13 protein-coding genes, 1 tRNA gene and 1 pseudogene are annotated in these 17,189 nt (G+C 60.6%); 12 read left to right on the top strand and 3 right to left on the bottom strand.

Annotation, left to right across the window (positions count from 1 at the left end; translation table 11 throughout):
- Positions 1 to 2 precede the first annotated feature (2 nt).
- From fdhE to AC1D19_RS00060, 4 genes are all read left to right on the top strand, one after another.
- Positions 3 to 929, top strand: coding sequence for a formate dehydrogenase accessory protein FdhE (gene fdhE, locus AC1D19_RS00075; RefSeq protein ID WP_477761896.1), 927 nt, complete (start codon positions 3 to 5; stop codon positions 927 to 929).
- Positions 930 to 980: 51 nt separating this feature from the next.
- Complete coding sequence (gene selA, locus AC1D19_RS00070; protein ID WP_477761895.1) at positions 981 to 2,411, top strand: L-seryl-tRNA(Sec) selenium transferase; 1,431 nt, start codon at positions 981 to 983, stop codon at positions 2,409 to 2,411.
- Complete coding sequence (gene selB, locus AC1D19_RS00065; RefSeq protein ID WP_477762330.1) at positions 2,408 to 4,315, top strand: selenocysteine-specific translation elongation factor; 1,908 nt, start codon at positions 2,408 to 2,410, stop codon at positions 4,313 to 4,315. Before selA ends, selB begins: the two co-directional genes overlap by 4 nt.
- 32 nt (positions 4,316 to 4,347) lie before the next feature.
- A tRNA-Sec gene (locus AC1D19_RS00060) sits at positions 4,348 to 4,443 on the top strand.
- A 57-nt stretch (positions 4,444 to 4,500) separates the two neighbouring features.
- Here AC1D19_RS00060 and AC1D19_RS00055 read toward each other — a convergent pair.
- The 3 genes from AC1D19_RS00055 to AC1D19_RS00045 form a co-directional block, all read right to left on the bottom strand.
- Complete coding sequence (locus tag AC1D19_RS00055; RefSeq protein WP_477754796.1) at positions 4,501 to 4,746, bottom strand: type II toxin-antitoxin system ParD family antitoxin; 246 nt, start codon at positions 4,744 to 4,746, stop codon at positions 4,501 to 4,503.
- A gap of 300 nt (positions 4,747 to 5,046) precedes the next feature.
- Positions 5,047 to 6,366 (bottom strand): OprD family porin, encoded by a 1,320-nt coding sequence (locus tag AC1D19_RS00050; RefSeq protein WP_477761894.1) that lies wholly within the window; start codon positions 6,364 to 6,366, stop codon positions 5,047 to 5,049.
- 176 nt (positions 6,367 to 6,542) lie between these two features.
- Complete coding sequence (locus AC1D19_RS00045; RefSeq protein WP_477754798.1) at positions 6,543 to 7,196, bottom strand: hydrolase; 654 nt, start codon at positions 7,194 to 7,196, stop codon at positions 6,543 to 6,545.
- Positions 7,197 to 7,712: 516 nt separating this feature from the next.
- Here AC1D19_RS00045 and tssB point away from each other — a divergent pair.
- The 8 genes and pseudogenes from tssB to AC1D19_RS00005 form a co-directional block, all read left to right on the top strand.
- Entirely contained in the window at positions 7,713 to 8,216 is a 504-nt protein-coding gene (gene tssB, locus AC1D19_RS00040) for a type VI secretion system contractile sheath small subunit (RefSeq protein ID WP_477754799.1), read from the top strand.
- Positions 8,217 to 8,250: 34 nt separating this feature from the next.
- Positions 8,251 to 9,789, top strand: a complete 1,539-nt coding sequence (tssC, locus tag AC1D19_RS00035; RefSeq protein ID WP_477761893.1) for a type VI secretion system contractile sheath large subunit — start codon at positions 8,251 to 8,253, stop codon at positions 9,787 to 9,789.
- Between the two features lie 40 nt (positions 9,790 to 9,829).
- The gene (tssK, locus tag AC1D19_RS00030; protein ID WP_477761892.1) at positions 9,830 to 11,185 is read left to right on the top strand and encodes a type VI secretion system baseplate subunit TssK; all 1,356 of its coding nucleotides are present in this window, start codon (positions 9,830 to 9,832) and stop codon (positions 11,183 to 11,185) included.
- The gene (gene tssL / locus AC1D19_RS00025) at positions 11,182 to 11,862 is read left to right on the top strand and encodes a type VI secretion system protein TssL, short form (protein WP_477761891.1); all 681 of its coding nucleotides are present in this window, start codon (positions 11,182 to 11,184) and stop codon (positions 11,860 to 11,862) included. Before tssK ends, tssL begins: the two co-directional genes overlap by 4 nt.
- 7 nt (positions 11,863 to 11,869) lie before the next feature.
- The gene (locus AC1D19_RS00020; RefSeq protein ID WP_477761890.1) at positions 11,870 to 13,573 is read left to right on the top strand and encodes an OmpA family protein; all 1,704 of its coding nucleotides are present in this window, start codon (positions 11,870 to 11,872) and stop codon (positions 13,571 to 13,573) included.
- Positions 13,574 to 13,624: 51 nt separating this feature from the next.
- Positions 13,625 to 14,116 carry an Hcp family type VI secretion system effector gene (locus AC1D19_RS00015; RefSeq protein WP_477761889.1) on the top strand — a complete coding sequence of 164 codons (492 nt, stop codon included), beginning with the start codon at positions 13,625 to 13,627 and terminating at the stop codon, positions 14,114 to 14,116.
- Positions 14,117 to 14,261: 145 nt separating this feature from the next.
- Entirely contained in the window at positions 14,262 to 16,916 is a 2,655-nt protein-coding gene (tssH, locus tag AC1D19_RS00010) for a type VI secretion system ATPase TssH (protein ID WP_477761888.1), read from the top strand.
- 2 nt (positions 16,917 to 16,918) lie between these two features.
- Positions 16,919 to 17,189: pseudogene (locus AC1D19_RS00005) on the top strand (type VI secretion system tip protein VgrG); the annotation flags it as partial.

Raw genomic sequence — 17,189 nt, 5'->3', positions numbered from 1 at the left:
ATTTGCCAACCATCCTCGAACCTGGAGAAATCGAAGCGGCGGCCAGTTCGCCGCCGTTTCTGTATATGCCACCGCATAACCTGTTCAGCCTGCGCGCCCAGCGCCTGGAAACCCTGGCCGAAGGGCACCCGCTGGCCGATTACCTGCGCCTGATCGCCGGGTTGTGCCGGGTGCAGCAACAGGTGCTGGACGACCCGCCCTCAAGCGAACCCCTCGACCGACAACGCATCGAATTGTGCCAGCAACACGGCTTGCCGCCGTTCGCGGCCGACAGCCTGGCGCGCGAAGACGATTGGCAGCTTTACCTCGATGCCTTGTTGCAGCGCTACAGCGCACCGTCACAATCCGCCGTGGCCGATGCCGTGGACACCTTGCGCCTGGCCGGTGCCGGGCAACGCCGCGCCTGGGCGGTGGCATTGATCAGCGGCCAGTATTCGCTGGTGCCGGCAGCGTTGGTGCCGTTTCTCGGTGCGGCGCTGCAAACGGCCTGGAGTCATTGGCTGTTGAGTACACCGAACTTGGCACTGACCGCCGGCGACAGCCTCAGCCAGTGTCCGGCCTGTGGCTCGCCGGCCATGGCCGGGGTCATCCGCCATCGCGGCAAGCACAACGGTTTGCGTTATCTGGTCTGTTCGCTGTGCGCTTGCGAGTGGCATGTGGTGCGGGTCAAGTGCGTGTATTGCGAGCAGAGCAAGGGCCTGGAATACCTCAGCCTTGAAGATGATCGCCATGCCGCCAACCAGGCGCCGTTGCGCGCCGAAATCTGCCCCGGTTGTAACTGTTATCTGAAGTTGCTCTATCTGGAGAACGATGCGGACGCCGAAGCGCTGTCGGCGGACCTGTCCAGCCTGATGCTCGACATGCGCCTGGCCCAGGACGGTTATCAGCGTTTGGCACCGAATCTGCTGCTGGCTCCGGGAGACGAATAAGCGCAGCGTCTACACTCTGGCGCGAGGGTCATTCGTTTTCAGGAGCGCCAGATGTCTGCACGCGGTGCCAGCCAACCCCTGCGTCTACCTTCCATCGACAGTTTGTTGCGGCACCCGGCGTGCCTGCCGTTGGCCGAGCGCTATGGACGCGACGCCTTGCTGAGTACCTTGCGGCTTTTGCTGGATGAGTTGCGCGAAGGGGTGCAGCAGGGTTTGCTCGAACCTGTAGAAGTCGGCGCCGAAGTGTTGGCGGGCAGGGTCGGCGAACGATTGGCGACCCAGCATCGCAGCCAGGTGCGCCGGGTATTCAACCTCACCGGCACGGTCTTGCACACCAACCTCGGGCGGGCGCTGTTGCCCGAGGAAGCGATCGAGGCGGTGCAAATGGCCGCGCGCTATCCGCTCAACCTGGAATTTGACCTGCGCAGCGGCAAGCGAGGAGATCGCGACGACCTGATCGAAGGCTTGATCCGCGAACTGACCGGCGCCGAAGCGGTGACCGTGGTCAACAACAATGCCGCTGCGGTACTGCTGACCCTCAACAGCCTGGGCGCGCGCAAGGAGGGAATTATTTCCCGGGGCGAATTGATTGAAATCGGCGGCGCTTTCCGCATTCCCGACATCATGGCCCGCGCCGGGGTGAAGCTGGTTGAGGTCGGCACCACCAACCGCACCCATGCCCGCGACTACGAGGCCGCCATTGGCCCGCGCAGCGGTTTGATCATGCGCGTGCATGCGAGCAACTACAGCATTCAAGGCTTCACCACGCGTGTGGCGACGGCTGAACTGGCGCAAATTGCCCACCAACATGGACTGCCGTTGCTTGAAGACCTCGGCAGCGGCAGCCTGCTGGACCTGACCCGCTGGGGCTTGCCCGCCGAACCGACGGTACGCCAGGCGCTGCTCGATGGCGCGGACATCGTTACCTTCAGTGGCGACAAACTGCTTGGCGGGCCGCAAGCCGGGCTTATCGTCGGCCGCAAGGAATTGATCGCCAGGATCAAGAAAAACCCGCTCAAGCGTGCGCTGCGGGTCGACAAAATGACCCTCGCTGCGCTGGAAGCGGTGTTGGCTTTGTACCGCAACCCGGACCGACTCGCCGAGCGCTTGCCGAGCCTGCGCCTGTTGACCCGGCCACAGGCCGATATCCTCGCCCAGGCCGAGCGATTGCGGCCAGCGCTGGCCCAGGTGCTGGGTGAGGGCTGGAGCGTCAGTGCCATGCCGGCACTGGGCATGATCGGCAGCGGCAGCCAACCGGTGGCACGGCTGGCCAGTGCGGCGCTGTGTGTGCGACCACTCACCTCGAAGCGTTTGCGCGGGCGATCCTTGCTGAGTCTTGAGGAGGCTTTGCGCGGTTTACCGATTGCGGTTCTCGGGCGCATTGACGATGACGCCCTGTGGCTGGACCTGCGGCAACTGGACGACGAGCCGGCATGGCTGACGCAGCTCGATCAATTACAAGTGGAGGGCCGGACAGGGTGATTGTCGGCACCGCAGGGCACATCGACCATGGCAAAACCGCGCTGCTCCAGGCGCTGACCGGTCAGGCGGGTGACCGGCGCCGGGAAGAGCGCGAGCGCGGTATGACCATCGACCTCGGCTACCTGTATGCCGCGCTGGAGCCGGGAGCGGGCCTGACCGGTTTCATCGATGTTCCCGGGCATGAGCGCTTCACCCACAACATGCTCGCCGGGGCGCAGGGCATCGATCTGGTGTTGTTGGTAGTGGCCGCCGATGACGGGGTGATGCCGCAGACCCGCGAGCATCTGGCGATTGTCGAGTTGCTGGGCATTCCCCGGGCGCTGGTGGCCATCACTAAATGCGACCGGGTCGATGGTGCCCGGGTGCAGGCTGTTCGCGAGCAGGTGGGCGCATTACTGGCGCCCGGGCCGTATGCCGATGTGCCGCTGATGGCGCTGTCGAGCGTGACCTTTGATGGCATCGACACCTTGCGCCAGGCGTTGCTCGATGCCCAGCGTGAAGTGTCGCAACGCAGCACCGAAGGTGGTTTTCGCCTGGCGATCGATCGGGCCTTCAGCGTGGCCGGGGCCGGTATCGTGGTGACCGGTACGGCGCTGTCCGGCCAGGTCGCGGTGGGCGATACCCTGCTTTTGGGGCCACAAGGCAAACCGGTGCGCATTCGCGGCCTGCACGCGCAAAACCAGGCCACCGACCACGCCATTGCCGGCCAGCGCGTGGCGTTGAACCTGAGTGCCGAACGGCTGGCCCTGGAGCACATCCATCGCGGCCACTGGCTGCTGTCCGCCGGCTTGTACGCACCGACACAGCGCCTGGACATCGACATGCAGTTACTCCCTGGCGAATCCCGCGCCTTCGAGCACTTTCAACCGGTGCACGTGCACCTCGGCACCCAGGACGTCATCGGTCGAGTCGCCTTGCTCGAAGGCACCAGCCTGGCGCCCGGTGGGCGGATGATTGCGCAACTGTTGCTCAATACGCCGGTGCATGCGGTGAGAGGCGATCCGCTGGTCCTGCGCGATCAAAGTGCCCAACGTACGCTGGGTGGCGGCCGGGTGCTCGATCCATTTGCACCCACCCGGCAACGCCGCAGCCCCGAACGGTTGGCGCAGCTGGTCGCGCTGGCGAACAGCGCAACGCTGGAAGATGTATTGCCGGCATTGCTGGCCCATAGCGACAGCGGGATCGATCCGCAGCGCCTGGAACGGCAGTTCAACCGACCGCGCAGCAGTTGGGTGTTGCCCGCTGACGTGCGCTTGATCGACACCCGTCAAGGCGCGTTGCTGTTTAGTGCCAGTCGTTGGGAATCCTTGAAAGCGCCTTTGGTGGATCAGCTCGCGCGTTTCCATCTGCTCGAACCGGATCAGATGGGGCCGGACCGGGATCGCCTGCGTCGATTCACCGGCAGCGCGCTGGAGCGCTCGACGTTTATCAGCCTGCTCGACGAGTTACTGGCCAGCGGCGACATCGCCAGCAGCGGTCCGTGGTTGCATCTGCCCGGGCATCAGGTGCGCTTGAGCGAAACGGACGAAACCCTGTGGCTGCACTTGCAGCCGTTTTTCGAACAGGCCGGCTTCGACCCGCCGTGGGTGCGCGACCTGGGGCATGAGGAAGCGGACGTGCGCGATTTGCTGCGCAAAATGGCGCGCCTGGGCTTGATGCACCAGGTGGTGCGCGATCTGTTTTATACCGACAGCATGATTCGCCAATTGGCGGCTATGCTGTTGCAACTGGCGGACGCCAACCCGGTGATTCAGGTGGCAGCATTTCGGGATGCGGTGGGCCTGGGGCGCAAGCGCAGCATTCAGATCCTGGAGTACTTCGACCGTATCGGCCTGACACGACGCTTTGGCGATCGACGGCAGATTCGCCTGGACAGTGCGTTGGCCTGGCGCAATGAGCACTGATTCAGGGGCATGATTCAGCGGCAAGAATTCAAGGAAGGCAATCGCGCCCGGTGGCGCGGCCGGGCTTCAAACCCGGTTGGGGACGGCATCCGTTCCCGGGCAGGTTCGACTCCGGCTGCCTTCCGCCAATCAACCCCAAACTTTCTGACTCAACCCAATCCCTTGTGGGAGCGAGCCTGCTCGCGTCAGCCATGCGCGGTTAACATTCTCTGTTTGAATGCAACGGGATCGAATGGGCGAGGTTTTCCGCTGGATTCACCTTCCCAAAGGGCGGCACGGATCGTTTCGAGTTCAGCGCTGCGCTCCTGTTCACGTCGGATCAGATCGCGAATATATTCGCTGTCGTTGGTGTAATGGCCTGCTTCTATCTGCGCTTTGATCCAGTTGTCTTGCTGGTCAGTCACAGTGATGGTTTTTCGTACGGTTCCCATGATCGGGCCTCCACGGAGATGGTCGACTGCGTGCTACCAATCATACTATTGGTGCGGTATCGAGCAGGCGAGCTCTATTGCGATCCATCCAGTCCGAACAGAATTTGCAGCTTTGCAGCTTTGCGGCAAGCCCTAATGCCAGTCAGTTAAGCGAAATCTGTGTAGGAGCGAGCTTGCTTGCGAAAGCGGAGTATCAGTCAACATTGATGTTGAAGCTAACGGCCCCTTCGCGGCGGTGCGGCGATCCGACAAGCCCGCTCCAACAATTGAATGCACTCCAGACATTGCCGATTGCTTTGCTCAGAACCCCAGCGGGTACTGAATCACTACATATATCCGGTCTATGTCATCACCCGCCTGCGCCTCATTGGCCCGGTGCGAAACGTGCGACACCTGCACCGACAGGTCCTTTGCCGCACCCGTTTGGACGATGTACTTCAAATCAATGTCCCGCTCCCAGTGCTTGCCCCCGTCACCTTGTTGCGGCACGAAGGTACCGGTCGCCGGGTCGAACGGGTTGTAGGCCCCGCCTTGTGGCGCATGGGTGCCGTCGATCTGGTCGCCGGTGACGTAACGGGTCATGAACTTCAGGCCGGGTATCGCGAAGGTGGCCAGGTCCAGGTCGTAGCGAACCTGCCAGGAGCGTTCGCGGGCGCCGTTGAAGTCGGCGTACTTGATCGAGTTGGCCAGGTAGATGGAGTCGCCACCGACAAAATCGAACGGCGTATCACCGTTGATTTTCTGATAGGCCAGGGTGAAACCATGGGCGCCCAGCGTGTATCGGCCGGACAGGCTGTACGCCGTATTGTCGATGGCACCGGCCAGCGCCTGACCGGTGTCCCGGGTGTGATAGAGGTTGGCGTCGAGGAACACGCCGGACTGCTTGAAGTGCAGGTTGCCGTAGTACTGGTGCCAGGTGTCGGTCAACTCCGAGGCGTACAGGGCGCCGCCGACCGGGTTCTGGGTAAACAGGTCGGCGCCGACAAACGAAATGCCGCCGGCCTCGGTGTTGGCGCCATAACCGAAAAAGTTGCCCTTGCCTGAAGCACTGTCCTGATTCTTGAATGCCGTGAAGTGGCCGGCTTGCAGGTTCATGCCGTCGATTTCGCGGCTGTTGAGCAGAAAACCTGTGGCGTACTCCGGCTGCAGGCGTTTGTCTGCGGTGTCGAACACCGGGGATTCGACCTCCATTTCGCCAAACGCCAGGGTGGTTTTCGAGGCCTTGAACTTGATCGCGCCGCCACCGCTGGAGTAGTCGCTTTCGCTGCGGCCGTCACTGCCCACCGGCAGCAATCCGGTCCCGGAATGGCCCTTGCCGCCATCGAGTTTCAATCCCAGAAAGGCATGGGCATCGAGGCCGAAGCCGACCGTGCCCGGTGTGAAACCGGATGCAAAAGCGCCGATAAAACCTTGAGCCCATTCGGCTTTGTAGCTCTTGCCGGTCGGCGAGGGGGATCGATAGTCGCTGTTCAGATAGAAGTTGCGGCTGAGTACGCCAAGCGTCGCTGCGTCGAAAAATCCTTCTGCGCCTTGCGCCGATTCATCCGCCAGTGTGTGGGTAGCGAACAGGCAGAAGCACAGGGCAATCGTCACCCTGAAGTCTTGCGGGAAGAGAGTCATCAATGGCTCACCACAGGGGGTAGCGACTGCGATGATTCACTGTAGGAGCGAGCTTGCTCGCGATGGTCTCAATAGCGCCGCGTTCAGTCGGTAAACACGCGTTATCGTTAACGACCATCGCGAGCAAGCTCGCTCCTACAGGAGTCCGCCCGCAGGCGCTGGTTTTTCAATGGACCTTAATGGCCTTCGGATGCACCAAACATGGTCTTGGCGTAGATCAGGCCCAGACCGTAGGCACCGCCGTTGGCAATCGAGGTTTTCACCGTTTCGTCGTAGGTCTCGCCGCGCGCCCAGTCACGTTGCAGTTCCAGCAGGTATTGCAGCGAGGTCATCGGCCGGGCGCCGATCTGGATCATGCGCTGCATGGCCATTTCATGGGCTTCGGTGCTGACGTCGCCACAGGCGTCGGCAATCACATACACCTCGAAACCCTGGTCAATCGCCGACAACGCCGGGCCGACGATGCAAACGGACGTCCATAAGCCGGCGAGGACAATCTTCTGCTTACCGATGGCATTGACTTGCACGGCAATGCGTTCGTCTTCCCAGGTGTTCATGCTGGTGCGATCGATGACGTTGTGTTCCGGGAACACAGCCTTGATTTCGTCGAAGATCGGCCCGGAAAAACTCTTCTCGGCGACGGTGGTGAGGATGGTCGAGACCTTGAAGCCACGGGCTGCCTTGGCCACCAGTGCGGCGTTGTTGCGCAGGGTCACGGCGTCGATCGACTTGGTCGCGAAGGACATCTGCGACTGGTGGTCGATCATGATCAGGGTGTGGTCGGTCGGGGTCAGCAGGGTTTTGCCGGGGGCTGCTTTTGCAATGGCCATGACAGGGTCCTTACGGGGTGAGTGAGGACGTCATGGTTACGTAGATCGAACCGGGAATATTGAATCGGTGTGCTGTCTTTGATGCCCGCTGCCCAACTGGTTTATGACTACGTCGAAGCCGACGCCGACGCAAGACCGATGGGTAGGCCAACAAGGAGTCGTTGCTGGTGTCGATCAACTTGAGTGAGATCCATTACTCGTAGCAAAAAATGTATTTTGGCGTAACCAGGTTTGATTACCTTGTTCTCGTCCTACAAATTAACTTCTCTTTTGTTGATTGACACTGTGGGAAATCTCCGAAAGTGCCACAGGGGGATGGAGAATTAACTTCAGATGCTTCATCGTTTATCAACGGGGAGACAATAATTGTCTCTCCGGGTTACGGCTTCTATGTATTAAAAGGAATTTAAGGGCTGTGGATGGCAACTCTGCGTATAGAGTTGATCGCCGTTCTGAATTCCAGTCTTATTTATCTTCGTGATGGTTCTTACTGTTGCGCGGGTGTCAGGAGGAATGATGACTGCAAGTAGTTTTCAAAACGAAGTGCCCAAGGCTCGAGTTAATATCAAGCTCGATTTGCACACGGGCGGAGCACAGAAAAAAGTCGAGTTGCCACTGAAGTTGATGGTGATGGGCGACTACAGCAACGGTAAGGAGCAGCGCCCGCTGTCCGCAAGAAACAAAATGAACATTGACAAGAATAATTTCGACAGCGTTTTGTCCGAGTATTCCCCAGGCCTGAAGCTGGCAGTGGAAAATACGCTGGTCAATGACCACTGCGACACCTCTGTGGAATTGAGTTTTCGGGCCATGAAAGACTTTGAGCCGGAACAGGTGGCGCGGCAGATTCCACAGCTGCGTGCACTGTTGGCCATGCGCAACCTGCTGCGCGATCTCAAGTCGAACCTGCTGGACAACGCGACCTTTCGGCACGAGTTGGAGCGCATCCTCAAGGATGATGCCCTGAGTGACGAACTGCGTGCCGAACTGGCAGCCCTGGCTCCAAAAGAAGTTCGTTAATTATCCATCGGTTCGCTTCATAGGAAAACTCTAAATGTCCGTTGAACATTCTTCCGCGCAATCGCGTGGCGATACAGTGTTGTCTGAAGAAAGCCAGGGTATATATAGCGCTTTGTTCAGCAAGATCAATCTGAGTCCAGTAGAAGAATTGGCCGGTTTCGACGCCTTTCAGGACAATGAAGCATTGTCCGAGGCCTCTACCGATGAGCGCGTGACCGCTGCCGTCAGCGTTTTCCTGAACTTGCTCAAGCAGTCTTCACATAAAGTCGAGCGTCTGGACAAGGCACTGCTCGATGAGCACATTGCATCGTTGGACGAGCAGATCAGTCGCCAGCTCGATGCCGTCATGCACCATCCAGACTTCCAGCGCGTCGAGTCGACCTGGCGGGGCTTGAAATCGCTGATCGACCAAACCGATTTCCGCCGCAACGTTCGCATCGAGTTGCTGGATATCAGCAAGGATCATTTGATCCAGGACTTCGACGACGCACCGGAAATCGCCCAGAGCGGGTTGTATTTCCATACCTACATCCAGGAATACGACACGCCGGGTGGCGAACCGATCGCTGCAGCCATTTCCAATTATGAATTCGACCGCAGCCCTCAGGATGTTGCCTTGCTGCGTAATGTTTCCAAGGTGGCGGCGGCAGCACACATGCCGTTCATTGGTTCTGTCGGACCGGCTTTTTTCGGCAAGGAATCGATGGAAGAAGTGGCTGCGATCAAGGACATCGGCAACTACTTTGACCGCGCCGAATACATCAAGTGGAAAGCCTTTCGCGACAGTGACGATGCCCGTTACATCGGCCTGACCATGCCGCGGGTGCTCGGTCGTCTGCCTTACGGTCCTGACACCATTGCGGTGCGCAGCTTCAACTACATCGAAAGCGTCAAGGGGCCGGACCACGACAAGTACCTGTGGGCCAACGCCTCGTTCGCTTTTGCCGCGAACATGGTCAAGAGCTTCATCAGCAACGGCTGGTGCGTGCAGATCCGTGGCCCACAGTCGGGTGGCGCGGTCACCGGCCTGCCGATTCATCTGTACGACCTGGGCACCGGCAATCAGGTGAAAATCCCCTCGGAGGTGATGATTCCCGAGACGCGTGAATTTGAATTCGCCAACCTCGGTTTCATTCCTTTGTCGTACTACAAGAATCGCGACTACGCGTGTTTTTTCTCAGCCAACTCCAGCCAGAAACCCGCCCTGTACGACACCGCCGACGCCACCGCAAACAGCCGTATCAACTCGCGTTTGCCGTACATATTCCTCCTGTCGCGCATCGCTCACTACTTGAAGATGATCCAGCGCGAGAACATCGGAACCACCAAGGATCGTCGCTTGCTGGAGCTTGAGCTCAACAAGTGGATCGGTGGGCTGGTCACCGAAATGACCGACCCAAGCGACGATTTGCAGGCTTCGCACCCGCTGCGTGAGGCGAAGGTGACGGTGGAAGACATCGACGACAACCCCGGCTTTTTCCGCGTCAAGTTGTACGCCGTGCCGCACTTTCAGGTGGAAGGCATGGACGTCAACCTGTCACTGGTTTCGCAGATGCCCAAGGCCAAAGCCTGAGTCTGTTCAAGCCCAAGTCATTTCGTAGGGAACGAATGTCATGAAGATCGACCGCCCCTTGTGGGCCGCGGGGGCGTTGCTGTCTCCGCAGCAATTCCAGCAGCAGGCGCGCTGGGAAGCCTGGACCAATGAGTGCCTTGCGCACCTGTCGTTGGTACACCCCTGGGGTGTACAAGCAGTGGAAGTTGATCTGCAGGCGCTGCGCCTGGGCAAACTCAAACTAACCAGGCTGCACTTGCGCATGGCCGACGGCACCCTGGTCGATACCGATCATGTCGATCGCCTGCCTCCTGCACTGGAGTTGGCTCGGCAGCTGCCTGATGACAGTCAGAACGTCACGCTATTGCTGGCGTTGCCGCTGGAACAGGGCAATGGCAACAACTGCCTGTTCGACGGGGGCAGGGCCGATCGACCGATGCGCTATCGCCAGGCCTGGCGCAAGGTTCAAGACGTGTTCGCCGATGAGGTGCAATCAATCGGGGTGCTGGAGCACGCCTTGAGCTTGCGCCTGGAAAACGATGACAACGCCGATTACCTGACTTGCCCGATTGCCCGCCTGACACGCGACGGGCAGGGTGGCTGGATACTCGACCCGGGCTACGTACCGCCGTTGCTAAGCTTTGCTGCTCACCCGGGATTGCTCACCCAACTGGACAACCTGTTGACCCAGTTGGCTGCCAAGCGTCAACGGCTTATGGGCATGCGGCGCGAGAGTAATCAGCGCATGGCGGACTTTGCGGTGGCCGATGTGTCGTTGTTCTGGCTGCTCAATGCCTTGAACAGCTATCAACCCGTGTTGGCCGACCTCAAGGCGCATCCGGGGCGCCATCCCGAACAGGTCTATCTGGAACTGGCCAGACTGGCCGGAAGCCTGCTGACCTTTTCGCTGGAACATGACATCGAGCAGATTCCTGCCTATCGGCACGAACACCTGGAATCCGTCTTCCCGCCGTTGATGAGCACGATTTCCACCTTGCTGGAAGCCAGCCTTCCGTCCCGGGTCATCGCCCTGGAGTTGCAGGAAACGGGCGCCAACCGCTGGCAAGTCAGTCTCAACGATGCCCGCTTGTGTGAGCCTGGCGGCGCGGACTTCTATCTGTCAGTGCGTTGTCGCCTGTCGGCCGCGCAGTTGCAGAGCCAGTTTCCTCGACTGTGCAAGATCGGTACGCCGGATGAGGTGGATCAGTTGATCAATGCTGCGCTGGACGGTGTGCCCATGCAGTCGCTCAGCCATGTGCCCGCCGCGATTCCGCTGCGACTGGAAAATCAATACTTCGCCCTTGATCTCAATCATGCCAAGGGGCTGGCGATGCTGGCCGCGGGGGTCTGCGCACTGTATGTGCCGAGCACACTGGTCGAGGTCAAGCTTGAACTGTTTGCGGTGTTGCGCACATGAACGGAAAAACCGAAAAGCAAACCCGCTCACCGGTGAATATCGACGTCCTGTTGCAGGACAGCTACCTGCTGGTAGTTGAACTGCGCCAGCCTGGATCAGCGCAAGACAGCCCGGGGCTGTGGTCACGTTGTGCCGACCAGATCGAATACGTTCGCCAGTCTCTTGAACAGGCCGGTTTGAGTCGGCGCAGCATCGATTACATCAGTTACGCCCAATGCGCGTTGCTCGATGAAACCGTGCTCGGCCATGCCGAGGGCAAAGATCATGCTTCCTGGGTCAGCGAACCCTTGCAGGCGAAATTCTTCAGCCGTCACCAGGCCGGTGAGTTTCTGTATGAAGACATGCGCGAAGTGCTGCGCGAGCCCGCACCGGATCGGCAGGTGCTGACGGCATTCCAGCGGGTAATGATGCTGGGCTTTCGCGGCCGCTATCGCGAGTTGAATGATCCTGATCGTCTGCAACTGCTGGCAGCGTTGAATGCGCAGGTTCCGCCACTGCAGCTCAACCATGGGTTAGCGACCCAAGCGGGCATCGGCTACCGATCCGGCAGCTGGCGTTGGCAGCGCTCCCCGCTGGCCAATGTAGTGTTGGCGGGGTTGTTGCTCATGGGGATCTGGCTGGGACTCGATCACCTGTTGGGTGGCGTCATCGCCAACCTCCAGCCAGGCCAGGCGTGAGTAGCCGATGACGTACAAACTCAATCGACTCCTCTGGCTTTGGGCCGGCACGCTTGTCCTGGCATTGCTAGCCATCATCCCGCTGACGGCCTGGACACGTGCAACGGCGGTTTTGCTCGTAGTGTGCGTTGCCATTACGGTCTGGATCAGGATCGGGTGGCGGGCCAAGCGTCAAGCCGGGTCACTGATGCTGGCCGCTAACCTGACGCTGCCACCGGCGGATTGTTGTCAGCCGGTGGTGTTGGTCTGTGGTGATGGCCTGGACGGTCTGTTCGGCCCAGTTGCCGATGATTCGCTGGCGTTGCGCAAGACCGGGCAAGGTTGCTACCTGCGGGTGCCAGATCTGATGCAACTGCCGGAGCTGATAGATGGCGTATTGGCCCGTCGACCAGCATGGGGCGGGCAGCTTGCTGTCATGTTCGTTTCCAACCCGGGCGAGCATGGCGACCGCGCCGTGCTGGCAGGACAGGTGCGGGCTTTTTGTCATCAGATTGCCTTGGTTCGCAAACGCGGGATTCCATTGCCGATGTTGCTGGTCAGTTACCTGCAAGCTTCGCAGGGCGAGGGGGCCTGGTTCAGTTGGGAGGCGGGTCAGACCAACCCCGAGGTCCGTGAGGCCGGGATGCATGCCAGCCTGGTCGATTGGCAGCAGTTGGCAGTGGACGATGTCACGCGTATGGCGCGCATGCATGCCAGCGTTCAAATGAGCAGCGTTGCGGCCTGGCTGGAGGAGGCGGTACTGCCGGACCTGGCCGCGCGCGACCGCCGCCATTCGATAGGTCCCGCAGTGGCCATCGCCATCACGCTGGTGCCGGTGTTGCCTCAGACCGTGTCGGGGAACCTCTGGCAACAATGGCTGAGCGACAAGCTGTCGTTGTCAGTCGACCGGCAGGTAAAGACCGCAGGCATGGCGCCACTGCCATTCCCTGACCCGTTGCTGCAATTGCTGCCCATCCGTATCCAGCGAACGCCGATACGCCGGGCGGGGGTGATTGCGCTGTGGCTGTTTGTGGCCGCGACTGTGATTGCCTTGGCCAGTTCGGCCTGGCAGAACACGTTGCTGGCGCGTCAGGTCACCGATGACCTGCGTCGCTACACCTCCATGGTGCCACCGGCCCCTTTCGACCAGACCGGGATTGTCCAGCGCGAAGCGGCATTGACGACGCTTCGCCGGCACGCTGAGCGTCTGGACAACTATTACCGTCATGGTGCTCCGCTGAAGTTGGGTCTGGGCCTGTATCGCGGCGAACGATTGCGTGCGCCGGTGCTGACGGCGATTGCCAGTCACCGCCCCCCGCCGTCAGCGCCGCTCGCGGTAAAAGTCGCCAAAGCGGTACGTCTGGACAGCTTGTCTCTTTTCAACAGCGGCAGCGCCGCGCTCAAGCCAGAGTCAACCAAAGTGCTGATCAATGCCCTGGTGGACATCAAGGCTCAGCCGGGATGGCTGATCGTCATCGCCGGGCATACCGATGCGTCGGGCAATGACGCGCAAAACCTTCTGCTGTCCCGGACTCGCGCGGCGGCGGTGCGGGACTGGATGCAACGCATGGGCGATCTCCCCGACAGTTGTTTTGCTGTTCAGGGCTTCGGCGCCAGGCAGCCGATCGCCAGCAATGACACCGAGGCGGGGCGCACTGCCAACCGTCGAGTCGATATCCGCCTGGTACCGGAAGCGGGGGCTTGCTCGCAGCCCCCAACCATACCGGGCTGACAACCCCAGTCGCGTTACGCGGCATTCATGTTTTTGGAAAAGGAGCTTCACATGGCAATTCCCATTTATCTCTGGCTGCAAGATGACGGCGGCGCGAGCATCAAAGGTTCGGTGAACGTGCAAAAACGCGAGGGCAGCATTGAGGTGCTGACCCAGGATCACAGCCTGTACATCCCCACCGACAACAACACCGGCAAGTTGACCGGTGCCCGGGTCCATGCCCCGTTTCTGTTCACCAAGGAAATCGATGCCTCCAGCCCGTATCTGTACAAGGCGGTGACCACTGGCCAGACCCTCAAGAGCGCCGAGTTCAAGTGGTATCGCATTGACGACGCAGGCCAAGAAGTCGAGTACTTCGTGACTCAACTCGAAAACGTCAAGGTAGTGAAAGTCGCGCCAAAAATGCACGACGTCAAAGACCCTTCGAAGGAGAAGCACAACCACCTGGAATTGATTGAGCTGCGTTACGACAAAATCACCTGGACCTTCGTCGCCGGCAACATCATCCACAGCGATTCCTGGAGCGAACGCCAGAGCGCCTGACGCGAAAGCACCAGCAGGCAGAACGCTGCCTGCTGGTCTTGAGCGTATCGGCTTGAGTGCCTGTCAGCAGACGCTCAAGCCGGCACATCGAGCTTCAAGCCCACCACCGGCAATACGCCAGGAATTCAGCACAAGGACGCCCCGCATGGCCCATCACTCCACCCGTTTGCTTCGCCGCCTCAATCCTTACTGCGCCCAGGCCTTGAGCGCGGCGGCATCGCTGTGCCAAAGCCGCGCCCACGGGCAGATCAGCATCGAGCACTGGCTACTCAAACTGCTGGAGCAGGGCGAGGGAGACCTGACGCTCATTGCGCGCCGTTACGAATGGGACATCGACGCCCTCTGGCACGGGCTGCTCGAGCATCTCGACAGCTTGCCGCGCAGCGTGCAGGGCAAACCGCAGCTGTGCGGCAAGTTACAGCAATTGATCAAGAACGCCTGGCTGCGTGCATCGCTGGACGACGACAATGACAGCCTGCGCTCGGCCCACCTGCTCGGTGCGCTGCTGGAGACCCCGACACTGTTGGCCTGTGAAGCGGCCTGGCCAATGCTCAGTCTCGGTCCGGTGCAATTGCAGCATTTGCTCCCGCTGCTGGACCAGCACTCCGAAGAACGACCGCACCTGCAACAGGAGCAGGCGCTGGATCGCAAGGCGGTGATCCTCGACAACTCATCGAGTGCTCAACGGTGCGATGCATTGAAGGCGGTGCTGGACAAGTTCACCCAGGACCTGACCGCCAAGGCCCGGGAGGGCGGCATCGACCCGGTGTTCGGGCGTGACGATGAAATCCGTCAGGTCATCGACATCCTCAGCCGTCGGCGCAAGAACAACCCACTGCTGGTGGGGGAACCGGGGGTCGGCAAGACTGCGCTGGTCGAGGGCCTGGCCTTGCGCATCGCCGAGGGCAATGTGCCCGACAGCCTCAAGCCGGTCAGCGTGCGCACCCTCGATCTGGGCCTGTTGCAAGCGGGAGCCGGGGTCAAGGGCGAGTTCGAACAACGCCTGAAAAACGTTATCGAGGCCGTGCAGCAATCAGAAACTCCGGTCCTGCTGTTCATCGACGAAGCCCATACCCTGATCGGTGCCGGCAACCAGGCCGGAGGTGCCGATGCGGCAAATCTGCTCAAGCCGGCCCTGGCTCGCGGTGAATTGCGCACCATCGCGGCCACCACCTGGAGTGAGTACAAACAGTACTTTGAGCGCGATGCCGCACTTGAGCGGCGGTTCCAGAGGGTCAAGGTCGACGAACCGGACGATGCCAGTGCCTGCCTCATGTTGCGCGGCCTCAAAGCCCGCTACGCCAGCCACCACGGCGTGCACATCGAAGACGCGGCGGTAGAGGCGGCGGTCAGCCTGTCGCGGCGTTACCTGACGGGTCGCCAGTTGCCGGACAAGGCTGTCGATCTGCTCGACACCGCCAGCGCACGGGTACGCATGAGCCTTGACTGCGAACCGCAGGTGCTGGTGCGCCTCAAAGCCCGAATGGCTGCCCTGGACCTGGAGCGCCAGGCACGGCAAGAGGATCAGCAACTGAGCGGCGACGTCTCCGATCAACGGATCGCCCTGATCGCGCAGCAATACGCGCAATTGCAGCGGGAACAAATCGACCTGGTGCGGCAATACCAGAACGAGCTCGAACTGACCCGACAGCTGCTCGACGCACGCCAGGCCGAACCACCACGGATGGAACACTGCTCCCGGTTGCAGCGACAACTGAGTGAGATTCAGGGCAATCAGCCGCTGCTTTTGCTCGACGTAAACCCGCGCAGCGTGGCTGAAGTGATCGCCGACTGGACCGGCGTGCCGCTGGGCAGCCTGCTCAAGGATGAACAAGCCAACCTGCTGGAACTGGAACAGCAACTCAGCGAACGGGTGATTGGCCAAACCCATGCCCTCAGTGCCATGGCCCAACGCCTGCGCGCGGCCAAGACCGGCCTGACGGACGAAAAGACTCCGTTGGGCGTGTTCCTGCTGGTGGGCACCAGCGGAGTCGGCAAGACCGAATCGGCCCTGGCCCTGGCCGACAGCCTGTTCGGTGGCGAAAAGTCACTGATCACGATCAATCTCTCTGAATACCAGGAAGCCCATACCGTCAGCCAGCTCAAGGGCTCGCCGCCCGGCTACGTCGGCTACGGGCAGGGCGGGGTGCTCACCGAGGCCGTACGCCAACGACCCTATAGCGTCGTGCTGCTCGACGAGGTGGAGAAAGCCCATCGTGACGTGCTTGACCTGTTTTATCAGGTGTTCGATCGCGGCTGCATGCGCGACGGCGAAGGCCGTGAAATCGACTTTCGCAACACCGTCATTCTCATGACCTCCAACCTGGGGAGTGATGAGTTGCAAGGTTTCTTGCAGGAGCAACCCGAAGCCTCGGACAGCACCTTGCACGAACTGCTACGGCCCATTTTGCGCGAGCATTTTCAGCCGGCCTTGTTGGCCCGCTTCCAGACGCTGATCTATCGACCGCTGCAAGCCGAGGCCCTCAAAGGCATCGTCGCCATCAAACTCGCCCAGGTCGGCAAACGCTTGCAGCGTCACTACGCACTGCATTGCCGGATCGAAACTGCGCTCAACGACGCCCTGGTCGCCGCCTGCCTGTTGCCCGATACCGGCGCCCGCAACATCGACAGCCTGCTTGACCAGCAGATTCTGCCGGTGCTCAGCCAACAGTTGTTGCAACGTCAGGCCTCCGGGCAAAGCACCCATGGCGTGACCCTGGGTTACAGCGACGAGGAGGGGATCACCCTGCAATTCACCAACACGCTGGATAGCGCGGCGAACACCGCCATGGAGGCCTGAACATGCTCAACGCACCGCGCACCTTCTTCGACCACAGCCGCCACACACTCTGGGTCCGCGAGGTAGACGCCCCCCTCGACGTCCTGGCCTTCCACGGCGAAGAGCACCTCAGCCAGCCCTTCAGCTACTACATCGAGTTCACCTCCAGCCAGCTCGACATCGCCGCCGAACGCCTGCTCGGCCAACAAGCCAGCTTCAGCCTGCACGCGCTGCCGGAAAAGGTCTCGTCCCTGATCTTCGAACCGTCCGAGGTCAAGAACCGTCCGAGGTCAA

The organism is Pseudomonas sp. P1_C12, from assembly GCF_056406435.1.
The sequence above is the reverse complement of the archived record's forward strand: the minus strand, read 5'-3'. Positions and strand labels throughout refer to the sequence as shown.

Coding starts and splice junctions, on each gene's coding strand:
- selA (WP_477761895.1), top strand. CDS start 981: ATGTCTGCACGCGGTGCCAGCCAACCCCTGCGTCTACCTTCCATCGAC.
- AC1D19_RS00055 (WP_477754796.1), bottom strand. CDS start 4,746: ATGGGAACCGTACGAAAAACCATCACTGTGACTGACCAGCAAGACAAC.
- AC1D19_RS00050 (WP_477761894.1), bottom strand. CDS start 6,366: ATGACTCTCTTCCCGCAAGACTTCAGGGTGACGATTGCCCTGTGCTTC.
- AC1D19_RS00045 (WP_477754798.1), bottom strand. CDS start 7,196: ATGGCCATTGCAAAAGCAGCCCCCGGCAAAACCCTGCTGACCCCGACC.
- tssB (WP_477754799.1), top strand. CDS start 7,713: ATGACTGCAAGTAGTTTTCAAAACGAAGTGCCCAAGGCTCGAGTTAAT.
- tssC (WP_477761893.1), top strand. CDS start 8,251: ATGTCCGTTGAACATTCTTCCGCGCAATCGCGTGGCGATACAGTGTTG.
- tssK (WP_477761892.1), top strand. CDS start 9,830: ATGAAGATCGACCGCCCCTTGTGGGCCGCGGGGGCGTTGCTGTCTCCG.
- tssL (WP_477761891.1), top strand. CDS start 11,182: ATGAACGGAAAAACCGAAAAGCAAACCCGCTCACCGGTGAATATCGAC.
- AC1D19_RS00020 (WP_477761890.1), top strand. CDS start 11,870: ATGACGTACAAACTCAATCGACTCCTCTGGCTTTGGGCCGGCACGCTT.
- AC1D19_RS00015 (WP_477761889.1), top strand. CDS start 13,625: ATGGCAATTCCCATTTATCTCTGGCTGCAAGATGACGGCGGCGCGAGC.
- tssH (WP_477761888.1), top strand. CDS start 14,262: ATGGCCCATCACTCCACCCGTTTGCTTCGCCGCCTCAATCCTTACTGC.